Consider the following 22,026-nt stretch of genomic DNA (forward strand, 5'->3'; position numbering starts at 1 on the left):
CAATTTTATGAAAACGCCGAGGATAATGATCGCCGTATCGATCTGCATCTTCGGTGTTTGTTCTGCATTTTCCCAACCACTAGACCGAGCCCCGTCACGGGATCTCTCGCTCTGGTTCGACAAACCCGCAACAATATTTACGCAGTCTTTGCCTCTCGGAAATGGCCGTCTTGGTGCGATGGTCTTCGGCGGTGTTGCCGATGAAAGGATCATTCTCAACGAAGGAACGCTGTGGTCAGGTTCGCAGCAGGATTCAGACAGGTCGGATGCGGCGTCGTTTCTGCCTGAAATTCGCCGATTGCTGATCGAAGGCAAGAACGCTGAAGCGGAAGCTCTCGTTTATAAGAATTTTACCGCCAAAGGTCCGGGCTCGGCACGCGGACGCGGAAAAGACGCTCAGTACGGGTCATATCAGGTTCTTGGCGATCTTAGATTGAAATTTGCGGGCGGTGCAAACGTCATTGGTTATCGCCGCTCGCTCGACCTAGCCGATGCCATTGCACGGGTTTCCTATCAACAGAACGGCGTTAAGTTCACCCGCGAGACATTTGTCTCGGCCCCGGATCAGGCGATCGTAATTCGTATCACCGCCGATAAGCGCGGAGCAATCAACTTTGATGCCGGACTCGATCGGCCCGAGCGTTTTACAACCACCGTTGATTCAAAAAACGGATTGCTGATGACGGGCCAATTAAACAACGGAACCGACGGAAACGGCATGCGTTATGCGGCGAGGCTTCGCGTTGTTAACAGGGGCGGACGACTCACGGTGACAGGGAACTCGCTGCGTATCGAAGCAGCGGACGAAGCAGTCCTATTTGTTACGGCGGCGACAAATTACCAGGGTTTTGCCGGACGAAAAACGGCGGATGTTCTCGGAACTTCTTTCGACGATGCAACTCGTGTGACCGCAAAGAGTTATGCAGCCATTCGAGCCGCTCACCTGCGGGATCATAAGGGTTTTTTCAATCGGGTTAAGCTGGATCTCGGACGGTCCGCGGCGTCAAAATTACCGACTCCCGCCCGACTTCAAGCGTATTCAGACGGCGCCGACGATCCGGCATTCGCTGCTCTTTATTTTCAATACGGACGTTATCTACTTATCGCATCTTCGCGTCCCGGCGGACTGCCGGCAAACTTGCAGGGAATCTGGGCCGAAGGTGTACAAACGCCGTGGAATGGCGACTGGCATTTGAACATTAATGTTCAAATGAATTACTGGCTCGCCGAGAACACCAATCTTTCAGAGCTGCATGAGCCTCTGTTCAAGCTGGTTGAATCGCTGCAGAAGCCCGGAGCAGTGACGGCAAAGAAGTATTACGATTCGCGGGGCTGGGTCGCGCATGTATTAGCGAACCCTTGGGGATTTACTACGCCTGGAGAAGGTGCAAATTGGGGAGCGACAAATACGGGCTCTGCATGGCTTTGCCAGCATCTGTGGGACCATTATCTATATACGAAAGATGAGAAATTTCTTCGCTGGGCCTACCCGATAATGAAGGGCTCGGCTCTGTTCTACACAGACATGCTGATCGAGGAGCCGAAGAACAGATGGCTCGTCACCGCTCCGTCGAATTCGCCCGAAAATGGCTACCGTCTGCCCGGCAGCGACAAAACGCTGCATATCGCGATGGGGCCGACGGTCGATCAGCAGATCATTCGGTATCTGTTCGATGCGGTCATTCAGTCGTCTAAAATTCTTGGGACCGACAGTGAGTTCCGGCGGAATATTGAGGAAAAGAAGGCTCGGCTCGCACCGACCCGCATCGGCTCAGACGGACGTGTGATGGAGTGGCTCGAAGAATACGAAGAGCCAGAAAAGATGCACCGGCACGTTTCACACCTTTGGGGACTTTATCCCGGAGATGAAATAACGAACGAAAAAACGCCTGAACTTGCTGCTGCGTCGCGCAAAACTCTAGAGAAGCGCGGCGATATTTCGACCGGCTGGTCTCTCGCTCATAAGATAAATTTCTGGGCGAGGCTCGGCGACGGCGATCGAGCTAATAAACTTTTAATGCTCTTGCTCACGCCGGTCGGGTCAAAACCTGCGGTCGAGGGTGTTGCCTTCAGCGGCGGGAGTTATGACAACCTGTTCGATGCACACCCGCCGTTTCAGATCGACGGCAATTTTGGTGCGGCAGCGGGAATTGCCGAGATGCTTCTCCAAAGTCACGATGGGGTGATCCGACTGCTACCGGCACTGCCGGACGCGTGGGCGAGCGGAAGCATAAAGGGTTTAATGGCACGCGGCGGGTTTGAGGTCAATATTGCGTGGGAAAAAGGGAAGTTGACGCATGCCGCTATTCGTTCTCTGCTCGGCGAGCCGTGCACCGTTCGATACGGTACGAAGAGCATCACGTTTAAGACCTCTCGCGGAAAAAGCTATCGCCTCGACCAACGGATGACCTTGCCGCGATAGCCTTTAAAGCGATCCGATCTCTATTTCCAGCAGGGTGATCTTGAAAACTCGGTCTGGTTATCAAAGCGGTTTTCGTATTCCTTCGCGTATGTGATGATGTTCTGCTTGATCTTATTAAAGACGAAGCATTGATATTCTTCCTTGCTGAGCCGTTCGTTCAGGTAGCGAAGAGCGTTAACCTCGCTCCAGTACTCGCGGCTTTCCCATATCTCAACCGGCGTTCCGCCCATTTGCTGGGCGAGATCGACCAACTTCTTGTCCCGCGTGTTGCGGCCATTCTTCAAAAAAATAGATGTGTAAACGGGCATCAGCGTGTTCTGCATCTGCATGAATGCACGATTTGCATTCGCGGTCTGATTAACGTGGCCAAATTCGTGGGATATTTTGGCCGCAGCCAGGATCTTGCCGCTGATCGAGTACGAGGTCTCGTTAGCCGATAACGAGTTCATCACCGGATAGTAGATCGGGTTCGGATAGCCTTCGTTCAGTTCGTCACCGAGCGTGATGGTAGCCCCGACAAAGTTTCCGGCCTCGTCCCAGAGATACTTGTCCGTTCCCGCGCCCTTACCTTTCTTGTTGGAGATCGTGATCGTGAGCAGGAATTGCCTGTTGCTCGCATATTTATCCCATTGAGTACGGCCAAATTCCGTATCGAGGAATTCTGTTTTCCACCGGTCGTATCGAACGCGATATTTCGGAGCAATATCTTCTTTTATTCCACCGTCGATCAGCGTCTTGACCGTCAGCATCTTGACGTCGGAATCGGACTGATAAGAACTATTGGCAAACAGATAGCTCGGAACGGTGAGAGAAACGACAAAGGCAAAAACTAAAAAAGAAAAGAGACGCAGCGGTTTCATTGAAAAAGCCCTCCACTTTCTACAGTGTCTATTACCAGTGATGGATAAGTTAAAAATTGAGAACCTAAACTTATATCAATTTGGGCTTTTGTGTCAAGAGATTTGGTTAACCGCGTAACTTTTCCGTTACATACTTGTGGCCTCGCATCGGCTAGGTCCGCGATTTTCTCACCCATCGATGTCCACGTAATTTCTGGATCATATCGGCGGAGAGACCGCCCTTATCGCTTGCCGCGAGGTTTGATCTTACATGGGCAGCTTTGCGCATCCCAGGAATTATCGTGCTGACCGCCGGATGGCTCAGGATGAATCTGAGAGCGACTTCCGGCATGCTGGAATCATTCGTAACCAACGGACGCAGCTCTTCAACGTGTTCGATTATCGCTCCCAGTTTGTCGGAGGAGAAATAGACGTTACGAAAATCGCCCTCGGGAAAAGTGGTGTCGATCGTCATCGTACCGGTAAGGCTGCCTTCGTCGAACGGAACCCGGGCGATGATGGCAACGTCCATTTCCTCACAAGCCGGGAATAGCTCATCCTCCGGATTTTGGTCAAAAATATTGTAAACGACCTGCACCGAATCGATCCTGCCGCTGCGAACTGCTTTCACGCCGTTCCACGGTTCCCAACGGTTGATCGAGATGCCGAAAGCGTCGATCAAACCTTGCCGTTTCAACGAATCCAACATATTCGACCAGCTATCATCGGCGGTCCAATCGTCATTCCACGTGTGGATCTGGAGAAGGTCAAAACGGTCGAGTCCTGAATTTTCGAGGCTCTTATGAAGGAATGCCTCGATGTGATCGGCCGGATAGCATTCATCGAGCGTGAATTCCGGAAGCGTCGGGTAAGCCATATTCCTGGGCGGAATTTTGGTCGCGGTATATAGCTTTTTGTCTGGATTGGCACGTATCAGCTGCCCAAGTAAATTCTCGCTATGCCCGTTGCCGTAGACATACGCGGTGTCGAAAAAATTGCAGCCGAGATCCACGGAAAGCTGAAGCGACTGCAATGATTCCTCATCATCCGAACCGGTCCAACCGCCCATTCCCCACATACCGTAGCCGATGTCGCTCACCTGCCAATTCGTTCTGCCAAATCTTCTGTAATTCATAGTGTTTTTTCCTTTGCGTCTTTGCGTTGAAGTTCTAATTCCCAACATCCCGAACGCAGCGAAACCCAAGATTATTCAACCCCGAATCCGGCGTTGCGTGGCTGCGGCCGGCAACGCGATAGTTTGAGCAGTAATTCTCTGCACAGAGGAAAGAACCTCCACGGATCACACGCTCGTCGCCGGTTTGAGGGCCTTTCGGATCACGTTTTGGCGAGGTTTCGTAGTAGCTGTCAGCAAATCGGTCGGAGCACCATTCCCAGACGTTTCCTGTGATGTCGTAGAGGCCGTAACCGTTAGCGGGGAACGATCGTACAGGTGCCCTGCCGACGAAACCGTCAACGCCCGTATTCTTTTCCGGAAAAACGCCCTGCCACCAGTTCGCGACTGCCTTTCCGTTCGGCAGCAGTTCATCGCCCCACGCATATTTTTTTCCGGCGAGGCCGCCGCGGGCAGCATACTCGAATTCGGCTTCGGTGGGAAGGCGTTTTCCGGTCCATTTGGCGTATTCGGTGGCATCGTTCCAAGAGATTTGGCAGACGGGCTCGTCCGGCTGGGCTATCGATTTCGGCCCTTCCGGATGTCGCCAATTTGCACCGTCGACGCGGATCCAGCCGCGCGTTTCAAAATCGAAGACACCGGACCAGCCAAATTTCTCGGCTTCGGTCCTGTATCCCGTTGCTTTTACGAACTCCTCGAATTGAGCGACGGTAACCTCGGCTTCGTCAATGAAAAGATCGGATATCTCAACCGAATGGACCGGCCCCTCGAACGGCATTCCATCGTCCGTGCCCATTTGGAACGTTCCGCCCTTGATAAACACCATGTTTTGCGGCGTTTCGGGAGCTGGTTTGATCACATTTTCCTTTCCGCAGCCCGAAAATGCAATGCCGAAGACGGCAGCGAGTAAAAACAGCCAATATTTTTTGTTCTTAATTCCCACTTTTTCCCAGAAAGGATTATTATTATTCTACCGAAAGTTAACCGTTTTTCTTACCCCGAATCTAAGCATTATGAAGACACTGCTGCCTAAGTTTCTTGCTGTCACTGTTATTTTGGCCATGCTGCCGGTCCTTGCTGTCCGCACAGATGCAAAACCGGCGACAAAGAAAACAAAATACAACGTTCTGTTCATCGCCTCTGACGATCTGCGGCCGGAACTTGGAGCGTATGGCGTCAAAGACATCAAGACCCCGAACGTCGACAAGCTTGCTGCTCGCGGTACTCGATTTGATCGGGCTTATGCCCAGTATCCGGTGTGTAACCCATCGCGTTCGTCGCTGCTAACCGGGAAATATCCGACACAGACGAAGGTGATGAATAACAACGATTACTTTCGCAAGATCGATCCCACGACGGTAACGCTGCCCCAGTATTTTAAGAATAACGGCTACGCAACGCTGCGTACCGGGAAGATCTTTCATGGCGGCATCGACGATCCCGATTCCTGGACCGAGGGCGGCGAGGCTCCCGATCCAAATATTACGGAACGCGGTAACCCTAACTACAAACCAAAACCGATAGTAAATCCTGACCCCGACGAAGTGGAAGCCGCTCAGACGCAGGGTGCTGGTATAAAGGAATCGAATTCCGATCGCATTATCGTTCTCGACGGCGAAGGCGAAAAGCACGGCGATTACAAGTCGGCAACGCGGGCGATCGACTATATCGAGCGTTATAAAGACAAGCCCTTCTTTCTCGCGGTTGGTTTTGTGAAACCGCATTCGCCGCCGACGGCGCCGAAAAGGTTCTTTGACATGTACGATGTCAACAAGATTCCACTGCCAGTGGATTTTGGAACGACGCCTCATGCACTGCCCGGTGCACCTGAAATATCGATATCACCGCGAAACGCCGATCTTTTCATCGGCCGCGAATCAACGCCTGAGCTTTCGCGAGAGATGAAGCGGGCGTATTGGGCATCGACCAGCTTTATGGACGCACAAGTCGGCCGCGTGATGGATGCTCTCGAAAAGAACGGGCTCAAGGACAACACGATCATCGTGTTCTGGGGTGATCATGGCTATCACCTCGGCGAAAAAGGTAAATGGTCGAAGGCGTATTCGCTCTACGAACTCGGTCTCCGCGTCCCGCTGATCATCGCGATGCCGAATGCGAAAGGGAATTCGACGAGCCGCGTCGTCGAACTGCTTGACCTTTACCCGACTCTCGCCGAGCTTTGCGGACTGCCGAAACCGAAGAATATATCTGGCGAGAGCATTGCGAAACTACTCAAGACGCCGACCGCGTCATTCGATCGCCCGGCTTACAGTGTCACGGTTTTCGGGAAATCTTTCGGCCGCTCGGTCCGGACCGCAAATTGGCATTACGTCGAATGGGACGAGGGTAAATCAGGCCGCATGCTCTACGCGACGGAGGAAGACCCGCACGAGTTGAAAAATCTCTCGGAAGACCCGAAATATGCGAAAACAGTTTCCGAGATGAAGGCTCTTTTGGCTAAGATGCCATGAATTTCCTTTGCGGTCTAAGCATTTCCCGCAAGTAGCGAGAGAAGCAAAGCTGTAAAGACGGGATCGAGATAGACAAGATGAATCAATTGACGCGAACGTTTTGGGTGCTGGCGGCTGGTTGTTTTGTTGCTGTATCTTTTTTCGCACAAACTTCGACTCCAACGCCCGTGCCACCGTCGACTCTTGGCCTCGAAAATGGCTTTTCCGAATTCGAAACATCTGAATTTAAGATCAAACTCGTCAAACAATCTCAGACCCTTGCGGCCCTCGAACCAAACGGTGCAAACGGGTTTGATTTCACGCCTGCGGACCGTTTGAGCATCCGTGCTCGCGACGGGTTTTATCATTTTGGCGATATAAAGTTCACGCTGAAAACGGATGGCGGCGAGTGGGTCGATTATTCTACAGCGTCCTCTCGTAAACCAGTCTTGCCGCTAACGGTTCAGGCTCCTGATATTGCCCGATCCGACCTTTCGGCGAGTTTACCGGCTGATTGTCCGATCCGGGTGATCAGGACATGGACGGTTCGCGACGGGAAATTTGTGTTGAATTTTGAGCTGATCAACAAGACGGACAAACCGATCGAGATTGGCGAGCTTGGCATTCCGATGGTGTTCAACAACATCATCACCAACCGCAAACTGCCAGAGGCTCACGAGAAAAATTCATTCTCAGACCCATATATCGGGCTCGATGCAGGCTATATTCAGGTTACGCGTCTAAAAGGCAACGGCCCCGCACTTGTCGTCGTTCCGGAAGGGAAAACTCCCTTCGAAGCTTATCAACCTCTTCGCGAACCCGCTCGTCCTCAGCAGACAGCGGAAGGGATGTTTGAATGGGTTGTTCGGAGCAAGGCTCTCGCCGAGAACGAGTGGAGTCGGTCCGAGATGCCTACGATCGGCAACGAACTCTTCGACTTGATTTTGTTCTTGGGACACAGCGATAATCTCAAGGAAAATAGCCTAAAGCGACTCAATATTAGTCCATGGAATCCGCCAACTAGCGAGATCCTGGCGCCGAAAGCAAAACGCGAGATCGGCGTTCGGTTCCTGCTTTCGGACAAGATACAGAACATCGAAGAAACGCTGAAAGCCAACAAACGGCCCGTCGCGGTTGGCATTCCGGGCTATGTTTTGCCGAATGATATTGAAGGAAAGCTGTTCCTGAAAGCTCCTTCGAAAGTCACTACGGTCGAGGTCGAGCCGACGGATTCTATGACCGTGACCGCCGCGAAGGCTCCAAAAAGTGATCTGCAGGCATTTGCGATCAAATCGAACGGTTGGGGACGCTCCCGTTTGACCATCAGTTACGCTGATGGAACGAGACAGACGATCCAATATTATCTGACTAAGCCATCGCGGCAGGCGGTTGCGGATCTGGGCAATTTTCTGTTCACCAAACAGTGGTACGAGAATCCGTCAGATCCGTTCAAACGCAGCCCTTCGGTGATGGGGTACGACCGCGAGGCAGACAAGATCGTCGAACAGGACCAGCGAGTTTGGATCGCCGGGCTCGGCGACGAGGGCGGCGGCGGCTCGTGGGTCGCGGCTGCGATGAAACAGTTGGTCGAGCCGAAGGCGGAAGAGATCGCTAAGTTTGAGAGGTTCATCGACGGCGTGATCTGGGGCGGTTTGCAGTACATGGACGGCCAGAATAAGTACGGTGTGCGAAAGAGCATGCTCTATTACTCACCCGACGAATTTCCTGCTTTTCCGTACGAAAAGAACCGCAACTGGACGACGTGGGCAAGCTGGAAAAAAGACCAGGCGATGAGCGTGGGCCGCGGATATAATTATCCGCACGTTGTCGCGGCTTACTGGTCAATATACCGAAACGCCCGAAATACTGAAGGTCTCGTTAAAAATCATTCGTGGGATTGGTATCTTGACCAGGCTTTCGAAACGACGAAATTCGCTTTCAGCAAAAAGCCGGACGGCAAATACGTCGTCGGCTACGTCGAACTCGGCCTGATGGAAGGCACGATCTTTCTCGAGCTGCTCAAAGACCTCAAACGCGAGGGCTGGACTGCGAAGGCCGCTGAGATCGAAAAGCTGATGAAGGAACGCGCTGACCATTGGGCAGCCGAGGAATACCCGTTCGGCAGCGAAATGGCTTGGGATTCGACGGGGCAGGAAGAAGTTTACGCGTGGTGCAAATATTTCGGGCACCCGGATAAGGCAATGGTCTCGCTTAATTCGATCATCGGCTACATGCCTTCGATCCCTCATTGGGGCTACAACGGAAACGCCCGTCGTTATTGGGATTTCCTCTACGCGGCAAAACTTACCCGAATCGAACGCCAGATCCACCATTACGGCTCCGGCCTGAACGCGATCCCGATGCTCGACCACTACCGCGATGACCCGACCGACGAGCATCTGCTCCGTGTCGGCTATGCGGGCGGTAACGCCGCGCTGACCAACATTGACCAGGAGGGCTTCGCGTCCGCTGCATTCCATTCATATCCCGATACGCTCAAATGGGACGCCTACAGCGGCGATTACGGCATGAATTTCTTTGGCCACGCGATGAATGCGGCGACCTATGTAGCCAATATGAGGGACTTCGGCTGGCAGGCTTTCGGCGGGAACATTCGCGTCAACGGCGACCGTGTAATGGTCACGCCGCGTGATTCGATGCGGCAGCGGATCTTTATTGCTCCGTTCAGATTGTGGTTGACGTTGGATGCGGGCACATTTGAAACGATAGAACTTAATGCAGGAACACGCGCGGTTAAAATAACACTATCGCCAGCGACCGGGAATGTGAAGACGGCACGACTTCGAATCGAAAACGCGCCCTACGGGATCGATCCGAGCTTTAAGTCGGAGCGAGGAGCATATTCAATTCCGCTCGATGGAAAAAGTAAGAAGATCGAATTAACCGATCAATCTGACAGAATTCCTGTTCCTAAGCAGAGACCAAAACGATGAACAAAAGTACATTCGATCGACGAAAATTTCTGAAGGTCTCGACGCTCGCCGGCGTCGGCTTGGCTGTTCCACTTTCTGCGGTTGGGCAAAAAGCGGGTGCGAACTTTCCCAAGACCGCGCAGCCATTTTCGCTAGTAAACGTGCGGCTGACGCCTTCGCCTTTCCTTGATGCGGTGAATGCGAATCTGAAGTATCTGATCAAACTCGAGCCTGATCGTTTGCTGCACAATTTTCGCGTTCATGCGGGACTGAAGCCGAAGGGCGAGGTTTATGGCGGTTGGGAACGAGACACGATCTCGGGGCATACCCTCGGCCATTATTTGACGGCGTGTTCGCTGATGCACGCTCAGACGGGTAATACTGAGGTGAAAAAGCGCGTCGATTACATAATCGGCGAGTTGGCGGAGTGCCAAAACCAGGCGCCAGATGGTTACGTTGCCGGTTTCACGCGGAAGAAAGGGAAGGATGTTGAGAACGGTCGCGTCATCTTTGATGAGATCAAGGCTGGCGACATTCGTTCCGCCGGTTTCGATCTGAATGGCTGCTGGGTGCCTTTTTATAACTGGCACAAGCTGTTCGCAGGGCTGTTTGATGCCGAAAACTATTGCGGAAACAAGGATGGGTTAAAGATCGCGGTAAGACTCGCGGGCTTTATCGACGGTGTTTTCGCCAAGCTCAGTGACGAACAAGTGCAGAAAATGCTCAACTGCGAGCACGGCGGGCTTAACGAATCGATGGCCGAGCTTTACGCTCGAACCCAAGACAAACGTTGGCTGGCGCTCGCGGAACGCATTCTCCACAACCGCACGCTTGGGCCGATGTTTGCCGAGAAAGACGAACTGCCGAACATCCACGCCAACACCCAGATCCCGAAGGTCATCGGCCTCGCTCGGCTTTATGAGCTGACAAATAAACCCGAATACGCGACTGCCGCCCGCTTTTTCTGGAAGAATGTGACGACGAACTATTCGTACGTGATCGGCGGGAACTCGGACCGCGAATATTTTCAGGCTCCGAACTCGATCGCGACCCACATCACCGAGCAGACATGTGAATCGTGCAACACGTACAACATGCTCAAACTGACGCGGCATTTGTACGCTTGGAATACTAACTCGTCATTCTTCGATTACTATGAGCGGGCGCATCTTAACCATATAATGGCTCACCAGAATCCGCGGACGGGAATGTTTGCCTACATGATCCCGCTGATGTCAGGTACGGCGAGAGCGTTCTCGTCCGAATTCAACGACTTCTGGTGCTGTGTCGGTTCGGGCATCGAGAGCCATTCGAAACATGGCGAATCTATCTATTGGCACAATGACGATCACCTGATCGTCAACCTTTTTATCCCGTCGACGCTTGACTGGGCTGAGCGGCAGGCGAAGTTCGAGCTCTCGACCGCATATCCGCTGGGCGAGGACGTTACCATTAAGTTTTCAAAGATCTCAAAGCAGAGCGAATTTCCTGTCTCGCTGCGACTACCTTACTGGTGCGAAAACCCTTCTCTCAAGGTCAGCGGTAAGGCCGAAAAGCTCGTTCGCGATGGCGGTTACGCGACCGTCAAACGCAGATGGAAAACCGGTGATACGCTGGTGCTGACCCTACCCATGAAGCCACGTATCGAACCGACGGCTGATGACCCGAACACGATCGCCCTGCTCCACGGCCCGGCCGTTCTTGCGGCGGATCTTGGCGAAGCGAGGAGCAAATTTGACGGCGTTGCTCCGGCATTGGTCGGCAGCGATCTGCTCGCTTCGCTCCGACGCGAGCCGCAGTTCGCAAATTTCACAACCTCCGGTATTGGCCGGCCAAGTGAAATTACCCTGCGGCCCTTCTATTCCCAATGGGAACGCCGCACCGCTGTTTACTTCAAGCGTTTCAGCGATGCGGCATGGGCTAAAGAGCAAGCCGCGTATGCTGCGGAACAAGCTCGGTTAAAAGACCTTCAGGCACGCTCGGTCGATGTCATGCACCTGGGTGAAATGCAGCCCGAACGTGATCACGCTCTGACATCCTCGATCTCGTATCCGGTCTCGTATCGCGGTCGGAATGGCCGTGATGCTCGCACCGAAGGTTTCTTCGAGTTCAAGGCCAAAGTAACCGACGAACCGCTGACCCTCAAAGCAACCTATTGGGGCGAGGAGCGAAAGCGCCTCTTCCATATCCTCATCGACGGCACCAGGATCGCCTCGGAAACGCTCGGCTACAATAAACCCGGCGAATGGATAGAGCGTGATTATCCGATCCCGCAAGAACTCACCAAAGGAAGATCGACCGTCACGGTTCGATTTGAACCCGAGAAGGGAAACACAGCCGGCCCTGTTTTCGGCGTGCTGATCTTCCGGTCGAAGTAAGCGATGCGAAAGCCCGCGCGTAAGCAAGGGCGAAACATTCAACTTGAGTGAATTGCCCTTGCTTACCCGCGGGCTTTTGCACTACTTTGGAGTCTTCATCTTGAGCGCCGTTTTGATCGCGTTTTCCGCGAGCGGTTTTATCAACTCATAGCCTTTGGCATTAGGGTGCAGGCCGTCGTTGGCGATGTCTGCTTTTAGTAAGCCCTTTTCGTCCGCCATTGGCGAAAAATAATCCAGATAGACAAGCTTTCGTTCGGCACAGGTCTTTTTGATCCAGTTGTTTAGATCGAGGATCTCGGCAGGCTTTCGCTGGACGGTGCGGATGATCGGATTGCCCTGGGCGTTCTTGTTGTAATCGCTGACCGGCATGATCGATGCGAAAACGACGTTGATACCGTGGGCGTGGGCAAGATCGATCATCGAGGCATAGTTAGCCTTGATCATGTCGAGGCTGATGACCCCTACGTTTCCAGCGATGTCGTTGGTTCCGGCAAGAATGACGACAACCTTCGGTTTCAGATCGATCACGTCTGGCCGAAAACGAAGCAGCATTTGCGACGTCACCTGGCCGCTGATACCTCGATTTACATAAGGTTCGCCGGGGAAATACTGATCGAGCTTCCAGCCATCGGTGATCGAATCACCCATGAAAACCACGCGGTTTTCGCTTTTTGCGGGCGGAGCGAGTTTGGCGTTTGCCTCGCGGTAACGGCCGTAGTTGGCGAAATTGTTCAGGCGATCGAGAAGCCGGTCGGCTCGCTGCTTCTCAGCAGCAAGCGGGTCAAGCGGCGCGGGCGTCGGCGTTTGAGCAAAAGCCGCTATGCAGAGCAGAGCGTTGATGATGAACAAAAATGCGATATTTTTCATTTTCCCTTCCTTGGTTCGGTCGTGATATTTGGTCGCGGCGGCTGTTTCATACCTTCGCCGATAAAAAAGCTCGTGTGTGGCGGTTGATTATACGCTACGTTTTGCCAGGCGATCGACAGGCGATATTGCGGGTCGTGCATGAACGTGTAAAAGCGGTACTTGGTCGGGATGGTCGTCGTGTAGATCCGCAGTTCCTTGTTGTCAGTACTGCGAAGCATGAATTCCTCGCGCCAGTCGCCAAAAAGGTCACCGCTCAATGCAGGTGTCGATTTGCTGCCATTATTTGACGCCGAGCCTTCCGCAGTGAAGAGGACGTCGGTCGTTTCCTTTTCCCAATTCCATTTTGATACGGCGTTGCCATTGAGCAGTTCGCTGAGAACATCGCCGTCCCAAAAAATGCCGAAATTGCACGAGCGTGGATTCTTCTCCGAGATCTTCTCGCCTTTGACGTTAAAAAGTCCGGTGATTCCGGCTCCGGCGACCCATGATTCGAAACCGCGATGTCGCGGGTCGATCTCGAGCGAGAGGCCGCGGCCCGGGCCTTCGCCGTCTTCGCCGGCTTTGATCGAAGGCTTTTTCCAGATCACTTCGCCGGTTCTGGCGTCGCGGAAATGTGCACCCGCATCATCGAACCGTTCCTGAATATCGAAGATCTCAAGCCCCGGACGATCCGGGTCGAGGTCAGATACATGCAGAGCATCACCATGACCAAACCCTGTCGAATGAAGGCCCTTTCCATTGTCGTCGAGGACCATCGCACCGAAGACGATCTCGTCCCTGCCGTCCGCATCGACGTCGGCAATGCTCAGATTGTGGTTGCCCTGGCCGCGGAATTTACGGTTCTCTTCGCTCGAATCGCTGTCAAAGACCCAGCGCTTAGTTAGCTTCTTATTCTTCAGATCCCAGGCGGCGATCACGGTCCGTGTGTAGTAGCCGCGGGAGAAGATCAGGCTCGGATGGACGCCGTCGAGATAGGCGACAGCTGCAAGAAAGCGGTCGGAGCGGTTACCGTAGCCGTCGCCCCAGATCTCATTAAGCTCAGTTCCGGTCGGGTCGCGTTTGGTCGGATGACGCGGCGGATCGTAATTGACCGTTGAGATCTCGGCGCCGGTAATACCGTCAAAAACGGTCAGGAATTCCGGCCCGGCAAGGACCTTTCCGGTCACGTCAGCCTTTCGCGGGCCGCCTTCCGGACGTTCGACTTCGATCGTCGCGCCCTGTGGCGAAACCCAGTCTGCCTTCGCATCACCGATCACCTTGCCCTTTCCGTCAATGGTACCGTCCGCCGTTTTGCAGGCGATCTCAGCCCGGCCGTCGCCGTCGAGGTCGTAGACCATGAACTGGGTGTAATGTGCCCCCTCGCGAATGTTCTTGCCGAGGTTGATCGACCACAGCAGCGTACCATCCATTTTGTAGGCTTGGAGGATCGGCGGATCCGTGATCCCGGCTTGCGAATTATCACGTCCGCGTCCGGTTTGGTGCAGTATGATCTCGTACTCTCCGTCACCGTCCAGGTCACCGACCGACGCGTCATTTGGTGTGTACCCGGCCGGCGTTTGGAGTGGTATAGACAGGTATTGCCTGGCGGGTGTATTGCCCTTCAGCTCAAATGAGCCGCCCGGAGCAAGTTCATTCTTGCCCTGCACCGCACGAACGAAGTAGGTGTTCGTTTTTGAGAGATCGACCTTTTCATCGATGAAAAACGTCACTTTATCGATCGGCTTATCGTTCAACTTAACGGCTTTGCCGCCTTCGGTGGTGCGATATAGATTGAACGCAATATTATCAGCATCCGTGCCGAACATTCGCCAACTCACAAAGGCCTTGCCGCCTTGATTTATCGCAACCACGCCGCGGGACAGGCTCTCCATTTGTCTTGGCTGGAGCTTTTGCGAAAATGCACTGAATGACAGTGCTAACATCAGCAGGATCAGACAGATAGCTTTATGGCTTTTCATAGGAGATGCTATTTTTTCGGCCGAATTAGTCCATCGCTGTCCATTTGGTGTCCGCAGGCTGTCCGCGGCGTGTCCGCGATGGGGTGTGGACACGCAAACTGTTGTCAGATAACGGGTTAGCGTAGAAAATGGCACGTAAAACGGACTTTTACAAAAAACTTTTTTCCTTACTACATCCAAACTGCGTTCTTTGCCGGGAAAAGCTAACCGATCCATAGATAATTCTCCTAATATGTCGTAGCTGTCGTACAGTGTATCATACAAGAAACACAAAGTCAAGAAGTTTCAGATCTCGCCAAGCACCTTCGGGTCAAAGCCCTCGGCCCGAACGGTCCACGAACCATCGTCCGGAAAGCCCGGAGCGTTTTTCTTCGGCGAGCCTTTCCATCCTCCGGCCATCAACGCGATCGCGTAGAGCAGTCCGCCGTTGCCGGGCAAGTATAGCGGCAGATTTGGGCGTTGATAATTGTGCCCATTTGCGGCGTAGCCATTCTTTGGCGTGTCGATCATGAGGGCATCGATCGCCAGTTTTGTCTCGCCGAGCCTCGCCGCCGTCATCGCGATCATCGGGTAATCCCAGCCCCACGTGGAAGGCCAATCCCAAACCTCGAAGACCTTCTTTAACGTCCGCCGCATCGTTTCGCGATCGACTTTTTCGCCGGTCAGAATGCCGAGAGCGGCTAGCATCGACGGGTGGTCGTGATTGCGTTCGGTAAACGATTGCGGGGCATTTTCGTGTGCCCAGTAAACGGAAGTGGCCGGATCGAACGGCTCAGCGACGGCCTTTGTCATCGCCGCTTTGGCGGCATCGTTTTGCTGCTGGGCGAGCATTATGGTGTCGGTGTTGCCATTTGCGGAGGACGTTGTTTTAGCTTTAGGAATGGTGTTTCCAGGACTGCCAACCGGAAGTTTTGACAATTTTGCGATGACCCGATCCCACGTAAGATTTCGGGATATTCCGAGTCGTTCACGCCATTTTTGGGCTGTTTTTAGGCCAAAATGCCAGTATTCGAGTTCGTACGTCGGGTTCCATGTCTCGCGGGCCGGATGATTTTCCTGAGCCGGGATCGCCGGCGGGCCGAGGACGTAGCGGTCTTTTTCCTTGTCGTAATGTGCGTAATCGGCCATCCACGTCGCAGTTTCCTCAACGATGTTCTTGAATCGATCGAGCGTCGCTTTTGTCGGGCGGTTGAGATATGCAAGTTCGGCGTAAAAGATCGGATGCGGCTGCTGCCATATCAGAAGCGCTCCAACTGGCGACGGGCTGTCGCGGCCGGTCGTATCCGTCATCTTTGGCCATCGTACTCCGCGATAACCTTGCTGTCTTGCCCGCTCTTTCCCACTCGGCAGCACGTTGTTGTACCAGTCGAGGCTTCGATCGAGCAGAGGAAAGCGGTTCCACAACGCAAACTGTGCCGCATGCCACCAGTGCATTTCGAGATGATATTTTCCGTACCAACTATTCGATGTCAGCCCCGTCTCCTGCGGCGGCCGCGAGCCGGAACATTGGATCGCCGTCAGATATTGTGAGAGGATGACGCGGCGTTCGAGTTCTTTAGCACGACGGTCTTTACTTTCCGAAAGATCGATCGCCGCACCTGTAAGCCAGAAGTTCTTCCAGTAAACTTCACAGGCGGAAAAGATCCCGGCGGGCGGTGGAATGGTGGCCGAGAACGTAGGGGAAAATGCGATTGCGATCTCAAACTTCGTGTCACCCTCCGAGGTAAGTAAAAAGTGATGCGGTCTCTCCGTTACAAACTTTCCCGAGCCGTTCCATCGGACGCCTAGACCGTATTCATCTTTATCTAACTTGCGTCGAATAAAAACGTGTTTCGGACTCGACATACTTACTGTCGACATATGCTTGTCCGGGGAGTTCCAGTCGGCCGCGTGCATTGTCTGTGAGCCGTAAGGAAACCCGAAGCGAATGGAGAGCCGCTTGAGCCGTAGCAGGTCTGATTCAATACTTAGGCCGATCTGGTCATCGTTCGGATGAACGGCGGTGCGAACTATTACCAGATTGCCGTCGAATGTGAATTTGCTGTGTATAATGCCCGTCCAAAGATCTAATTTTTGTTCGATATTAGTGATATCAGAGGCTTTCGCTTCGCTTCCATCCGACTTCAAAAGCTGAAATCCGATCTGCCCCAAATGCAGCCGATGCGGGTTTTCGCGGAGCCAATCGAACAGTTCCTCCTGCCCGGTTTTCGTCGTCATGTAGCCGACCTGGCGGCCGTAGGTTTCGTATTCGGTGAGCTTTAACTCTTTGCCCTTGAGACTCTCGGGCATCGGTTTGGTGTGCCAGCCCCATTGCGACATAGTGCAGAGCGGCATGCCGTTCGCGTATTCCTCGGGGAATGTTTGCAGGCCCGTGATGTCGCAGGTGAACGCAAATTCGCCGTTGCCGACCGACAGCGGCGACAGCGGATCGAGCTTTCGCAGCACTGGATTGTGTCTCGAGACGAGGGCGTATCGGTCGATCTTGACCTGTGGGAGCTGAGAACCACCGAGTCCGGTTTTCGCCAAAACGCCGGTCGCCGCGATCGAGCCGATGAATTTACGTCTGCTTATTTCTGAGTTGCTCACAATTTCTCCACCTTATTCGTCGCCGTTGGCGACCTCTATTTCAATTTTTTCACCTTGCGAAGCCACGCCCAACGGTCTCATAAAATTCCGCTTCGACGATGCCGAGTTTTGTTGCTCCGCCTTTGGCGGCGGCTGAATTCGCATCCGGGGTTCCGCCGATCTCGATGATATTGCCGAACGCATCACGATTGCTGGCTTCACCGGATAGCTCGATCTTGAGCGACCTGCCAACGGTTGGCGGAAAGCCGATCGTTACATATCCGAGCGAACGCAGCGTTGTGCCGGTGTAAACGACCTTTCCATCAACGGTTATCTTGATCGGATAACTTTGCGTTCGCCAGCCGACGAGTTTGAGCACGGCCTGGTCGATCGTTTCGGGCTTGGCAAATTCGTACGCGATCCAGGCCTTTTCCTTTTTGCCGTCGCTTATCCAATCGGTGAGTTCGTTGTCGTCGAGGCTGTTTTTGGCCTTTTCATTCTCAGATCCAGCGGTCACACTCGCGACGTCGAGTGTGCGGCGGAGCATCTTGTATGATTCGCCAATCGGCGTCGGGCCGCGATCGAGATAAGACGGCAAGCCGTCGGAAGCGAAGACACTAGAGATACCATTTGTCGCGATAAACGGTTTTGACGCCAACTGTATCTCCGCCGGGCCGAGATCGCCGGAAGTTGCTTTTAGGCTGATCCTGCCTGCTTTCGTTGTCGATCGGATCAGAACCCGATTCACGCCGCCCTCGACGGGCAGGCTTTTGGCGAGAATGTAATTGTCTGGCCCTTGAGCGATGCCGCCGCGCCATTCGGCTTCGCCGGTGAGCGTGAAATCGATCGTATTCAACGCCGTCGGGCAGCGATTGCCTTGCTTATCGACGACCTCGACCTCAAAAAGTGCGACGTCCGAACCGTCAGCGATCAAGCCGTTCGGCGATTTGATCTGCGTGAGGCGAACAGTAAAAGGTTCGCCGGCGGTTCGTTTGATGTCTTGTGAGACTGACTTTCCTGCTGCGTCGTAGCTGACGGCTTTTATCTCGCCCGGCTGCCACGCGATATTCTTGAACGTGAACAGAAAGCGGCTCGACTGCTCGCCTAATCCCTGCGACTTTCCGTTGATGAAAAGCTCGACCTTTTCGGAGCTTGAGACAACATAGATGTTTTTCTTAACGCCGTCTTTATAATTCCAGTGGCCGATGACATACGTTCGGGGTTTTTCGACGCCGACCCAGCCGTCCCACATCACGCGGTGGGCGAAATAGCCGTCTTTCGGGATCCGCATCGCATCGACCTCGCCGCTACGGCGGTAGTTTTCGGCTCCGCGATGGTGGGTGTTCGTGTCGGAGAAAATGATGTTCACACCACCCGAGCTAACCCGTTTTCCGGTGCCCGGACGGGCTTCCCAATAATCGAACCATCGAACGACATTCTCGATCGCGTGGCTGTCCTGATTGCGGTTGTAAACGCTTGCGTCGGCGTTATTGTAGAGCGGGCCGTCGCCGTCTTTGTGGTACGGAGGGGAATAATTATCCCAGTATTTACGTAAACCCTCATCACGCGAATACTCAGTTGCCCACATCGGATGTTTCGCACTTTTATTAATATAAAGCATCTCACCGCCGTATTCGGCGATCTTGCTGTCGAGCATCTCACGCGAACCGATCGCACGTCCGCCGTGCGGGTCATACTGGTCGCGAATGGCCTTCATCTCGGCCATGTGCGGCTCGGAAATACTCTCGTTGCCGGATTCGTAGAAGATTATGCTTGGGTTGTTGCGGTTGTATATGATCGCGTCACGCATGACCTCTTTTCGCTGCTCCCAACGCCGGCCTTCGACATCCTTTTCGGCATCGCCGGCGGGCATCGCCTGCATCAGGCCGACGCGGTCGCACGATTCGACGTCCTGTTTCCAAGGCGTGATATGCATCCAGCGCACGAGGTTCGCGTTCGACTCGACCATCAAACGGTTGCTGTGATCGGATAGCCACGGCGGTACTGAATTACCAAGAGCGGGCCATTCGTTCGAGGTACGCTGCGCGTAGCCCCTGACCTGTAACGTCCGGTCATTTAGCTTGAACATTCCGTTCGCAAACTCAGTTTTGCGGAAACCCGTTCGCGTTTTTACGGAATCTACCAATTTGCCATCGACTCTGAGATTTGTAGTTACGGTGTACAGGTAACCGTAGCCCCAGCTCCAAAAATTCAAACCGTTAAGTCGGGGATACACGCCAAGCTTTTTCGTTTCGCCTCCCGAAATTCTGTACCGACTGTCGGCGGTTTTTTTTACGACCTTTCCTTCGGCGTCCTGGATTATGACCTCATAGACGACATTTTTTCCTACCGGATACTCATTCTTGACTTGAGTTTCGACAGCGATGAAAGCGGTACGTTTTGCAACGTCAATATCTCCCGCATAAATGTAAACGCCGGTCGTTTGCAGATTCGAATAGAGCGGCAAGGTTTGATAAAGCCGGTCAGTCATGTGCAGCCAGACGTTCTTATTGATGCCGCCGTAATTGGCGTTAAAGTTCTTGTCGTTCCACTGAAAAGTACTGTTGGTTGCCTTTTCGCGATAGTCCCAGGCATTGTCGATGCGAGCCGCGAGGACGTTTTCACCGGCAACGAGTGCGTCGGTTATATCAAACCCAAACGCCATCACGCCGTTATCGCTGCGGCCGATGGACTTACCGTTCAGGAAAAACTCGCCGCCGAAGCGGATGCCTTCGAACTCGAGAAAGACCTTCTTGCCGTTGCTGCCGGCCGGAAGTTTAAAGTGCTTGCGGTACCACGCGATGCCCGTCGGCAGATCCTTGATATCTTTGCGAAAGGCTTCGTCCTCATTCCACGGCCGCGGCGTCGTCACATTCTTCCAGGCCGAATCGTCAAAATCCGCTTTTTCGGCACCCACAGGATCGCCGACGAAGAGCTTCCAATTGGAATTGAAGTTGTACTTAGCACGCGGAATCTTTTGCGCGGCCGCTAGTAAAGAGAACGTGATCGTAACCGTCAGAACAAGGATCAAATAGCGTGAAATTCTTCGCATAAAACTATTCCATTCGGAGGTCTGGCTGCTCATGCCGGGAACGCGGCCGCCTTCGGCTGCAACGCCGGTTCCTCCGTCGTCATGTCGTTCGGAAACAATCATGTTGAAAAATCATCACTCCGACAGCGTCCTCAAAGCAGGACGCTTGCAGGCGAGGGCGCCTGCGTTCCCTGCTAGTTTCCGAGCGGTTTCAAGTCCGTGATCGCCGGGCTTGCGGGTATCGTAACTGTCTTCAGATCATCCGGTTTTTTCGGGTCGTATTTTGGCAGATCTTTGATCAGGAATTTTACGAGCGGCAGTTTTTGATCGCGGATCGACTGGACTATGATCTTGGCGAGCTGATAGCTGCCGTAATTGTTGTGATGCGTGCCGTCGCCCTCCTTAAACAGAACGCCCGAGCCGTCTTTGCCAAAGGCTTCGTACAGATCTTTGCTTTTCGCATTTAGATCAATGAATGCAACGTTTTCTTCCTTCGCCGCCTGCCGGACCGCTTCGGGGTAATCGCCGTGCGAATTTGTAATAAATTTGCCGCTCGGGTCGAATGTGCGGCGGTGCATCGGGCTTATCAGAATGACGGTCGCTCCTTTTGCCTTTGCCGCCTGCGAAAACTGGCGAAGACTCGCTTTGTAGGTCGTAAATGCTCCGACGCCCTCGCCCTTTTCTTTCATATCGTTGTGCCCATATTGAATGAGCAGAAAATCGCCGGGCTTGATGAGGCTGACGACCTTATCAAGGCGTTTAGCACCGAATGAACTGCGGAGCGATTCGCCCGATTCAGCGTGGTTGGCGACTGCGATATTCGATCCAAAAAACGCCGTGATCATCTGTCCCCAACTCGCGTAAGGCTCGCCGGGTTGATCGCAAACCGTCGAATCGCCGAGCAGGAACACGGTCGGAATGTTGACCTGTTCGATCAAAATCGAGGCAATGCTTGGCTGTGTTCCGTTGAACTCCAGGGTGAGTTTTTCATCCCACGCCCACTGCTCACTGGTTTTTTCCCTATCTTTCAATTTCACCTGGCCGCCGGTCGCGATCTGCGGCGTGCGGACATTAACGGTGAATGATCTCGTCACGAATTTTCCTGGCTGCGTTGTAATACCGTCAAGCATTAGTCGGCGAAGTTCGGCTTTGACCACGGGCGAGGTCGCAAATTGGCTGTGTCCAAAGCGAACCGTTATGCGATAGTTGCCCTCCGGAACCTTGGCGGAAAAGTAGAATGGTTTCTCCGATGAGCATGTTCCCGACGAACAGATCACGTTCGCATCAGGCTCAAAGCCGAAGCCTTTTTCCCGTGAATACGTATCGTTCGCAGAAACCATTGACGAGCCTGCGACAGCCGTCGAGGCGCCGAAATCGAACTTGCGAACGGATTGAGCATTCGCGGCAAAAGCAGCGAGCAATATCAGGATCAGTAAGGTAAGGTACTTCAT

General features: G+C 53.4%; 12 protein-coding genes. 4 read left to right on the forward strand and 8 right to left on the reverse strand.

The genetic code is table 11. From position 1 onward, the window contains the following. Window positions 1–7: 7 nt before the first annotated feature. On the forward strand, window positions 8–2,422 hold the full coding sequence (locus IPG22_12610) for a glycoside hydrolase family 95 protein (GenBank protein ID MBK6589127.1): 2,415 nt from the start codon (window positions 8–10) through the stop codon (window positions 2,420–2,422). A gap of 20 nt (window positions 2,423–2,442) precedes the next feature. Here IPG22_12610 and IPG22_12615 read toward each other — a convergent pair whose 3' ends face one another. The 3 genes from IPG22_12615 to IPG22_12625 form a co-directional block, all read right to left on the reverse strand. Then, window positions 2,443–3,282 (reverse strand): hypothetical protein, encoded by an 840-nt coding sequence (locus IPG22_12615; GenBank protein MBK6589128.1) that lies wholly within the window; start codon window positions 3,280–3,282, stop codon window positions 2,443–2,445. A 151-nt stretch (window positions 3,283–3,433) separates the two neighbouring features. Continuing rightward, a complete protein-coding gene (locus tag IPG22_12620) occupies window positions 3,434–4,396 on the reverse strand; it encodes an aldo/keto reductase (protein ID MBK6589129.1) in 963 nt (320 codons plus the stop codon). A gap of 34 nt (window positions 4,397–4,430) precedes the next feature. Beyond that, on the reverse strand, window positions 4,431–5,219 hold the full coding sequence (locus IPG22_12625; protein ID MBK6589130.1) for a formylglycine-generating enzyme family protein: 789 nt from the start codon (window positions 5,217–5,219) through the stop codon (window positions 4,431–4,433). A 187-nt stretch (window positions 5,220–5,406) separates the two neighbouring features. Here IPG22_12625 and IPG22_12630 point away from each other — a divergent pair, with 187 nt between their 5' ends. The 3 genes from IPG22_12630 to IPG22_12640 all read left to right on the forward strand — a co-directional run bounded on the left by IPG22_12630 (window position 5,407) and on the right by IPG22_12640 (window position 12,154). Next, window positions 5,407–6,864: a sulfatase gene (locus tag IPG22_12630; GenBank protein ID MBK6589131.1), complete on the forward strand. Its 1,458-nt coding sequence runs from the start codon at window positions 5,407–5,409 to the stop codon at window positions 6,862–6,864. Between the two features lie 77 nt (window positions 6,865–6,941). Next, window positions 6,942–9,797 (forward strand): hypothetical protein, encoded by a 2,856-nt coding sequence (locus IPG22_12635; GenBank protein ID MBK6589132.1) that lies wholly within the window; start codon window positions 6,942–6,944, stop codon window positions 9,795–9,797. Next, window positions 9,794–12,154, forward strand: a complete 2,361-nt coding sequence (locus tag IPG22_12640; GenBank protein MBK6589133.1) for a glycoside hydrolase family 127 protein — start codon at window positions 9,794–9,796, stop codon at window positions 12,152–12,154. Before IPG22_12635 ends, IPG22_12640 begins: the two co-directional genes overlap by 4 nt. A gap of 81 nt (window positions 12,155–12,235) precedes the next feature. On the opposite strand, the gene IPG22_12645 is transcribed toward IPG22_12640, so the two are convergent. The 5 genes from IPG22_12645 to IPG22_12665 all read right to left on the reverse strand — a co-directional run bounded on the left by IPG22_12645 (window position 12,236) and on the right by IPG22_12665 (window position 22,026). Next, window positions 12,236–13,021, reverse strand: a complete 786-nt coding sequence (locus IPG22_12645) for an SGNH/GDSL hydrolase family protein (GenBank protein ID MBK6589134.1) — start codon at window positions 13,019–13,021, stop codon at window positions 12,236–12,238. Next, window positions 13,018–14,979, reverse strand: coding sequence for a rhamnogalacturonan lyase (locus tag IPG22_12650; protein MBK6589135.1), 1,962 nt, complete (start codon window positions 14,977–14,979; stop codon window positions 13,018–13,020). Before IPG22_12650 ends, IPG22_12645 begins: the two co-directional genes overlap by 4 nt. 285 nt (window positions 14,980–15,264) lie before the next feature. Further along, entirely contained in the window at window positions 15,265–17,565 is a 2,301-nt protein-coding gene (locus IPG22_12655; GenBank protein MBK6589136.1) for a glycoside hydrolase family 65, read from the reverse strand. Between the two features lie 49 nt (window positions 17,566–17,614). After that, window positions 17,615–20,596 carry a DUF4982 domain-containing protein gene (locus IPG22_12660; GenBank protein MBK6589137.1) on the reverse strand — a complete coding sequence of 994 codons (2,982 nt, stop codon included), beginning with the start codon at window positions 20,594–20,596 and terminating at the stop codon, window positions 17,615–17,617. 173 nt (window positions 20,597–20,769) lie between these two features. Beyond that, complete coding sequence (locus tag IPG22_12665; protein ID MBK6589138.1) at window positions 20,770–22,026, reverse strand: rhamnogalacturonan acetylesterase; 1,257 nt, start codon at window positions 22,024–22,026, stop codon at window positions 20,770–20,772.

The sequence above is a fragment of the Acidobacteriota bacterium genome (genome assembly GCA_016703965.1).
Taxonomy (GTDB): Bacteria; Acidobacteriota; Blastocatellia; order Pyrinomonadales; family Pyrinomonadaceae; genus OLB17.

Excerpts from the sequence above, each read along its gene's own strand:
- IPG22_12610 (MBK6589127.1), top strand. The coding sequence starts at position 8 with ATGAAAACGCCGAGGATAATGATCGCCGTATCGATCTGCATCTTCGGT.
- IPG22_12615 (MBK6589128.1), bottom strand. The coding sequence starts at position 3,282 with ATGAAACCGCTGCGTCTCTTTTCTTTTTTAGTTTTTGCCTTTGTCGTT.
- IPG22_12620 (MBK6589129.1), bottom strand. The coding sequence starts at position 4,396 with ATGAATTACAGAAGATTTGGCAGAACGAATTGGCAGGTGAGCGACATC.
- IPG22_12625 (MBK6589130.1), bottom strand. The coding sequence starts at position 5,219 with ATGGTGTTTATCAAGGGCGGAACGTTCCAAATGGGCACGGACGATGGA.
- IPG22_12630 (MBK6589131.1), top strand. The coding sequence starts at position 5,407 with ATGAAGACACTGCTGCCTAAGTTTCTTGCTGTCACTGTTATTTTGGCC.
- IPG22_12635 (MBK6589132.1), top strand. The coding sequence starts at position 6,942 with ATGAATCAATTGACGCGAACGTTTTGGGTGCTGGCGGCTGGTTGTTTT.
- IPG22_12640 (MBK6589133.1), top strand. The coding sequence starts at position 9,794 with ATGAACAAAAGTACATTCGATCGACGAAAATTTCTGAAGGTCTCGACG.
- IPG22_12645 (MBK6589134.1), bottom strand. The coding sequence starts at position 13,021 with ATGAAAAATATCGCATTTTTGTTCATCATCAACGCTCTGCTCTGCATA.
- IPG22_12650 (MBK6589135.1), bottom strand. The coding sequence starts at position 14,979 with ATGAAAAGCCATAAAGCTATCTGTCTGATCCTGCTGATGTTAGCACTG.
- IPG22_12660 (MBK6589137.1), bottom strand. The coding sequence starts at position 20,596 with ATGCGAAGAATTTCACGCTATTTGATCCTTGTTCTGACGGTTACGATC.
- IPG22_12665 (MBK6589138.1), bottom strand. The coding sequence starts at position 22,026 with ATGAAGTACCTTACCTTACTGATCCTGATATTGCTCGCTGCTTTTGCC.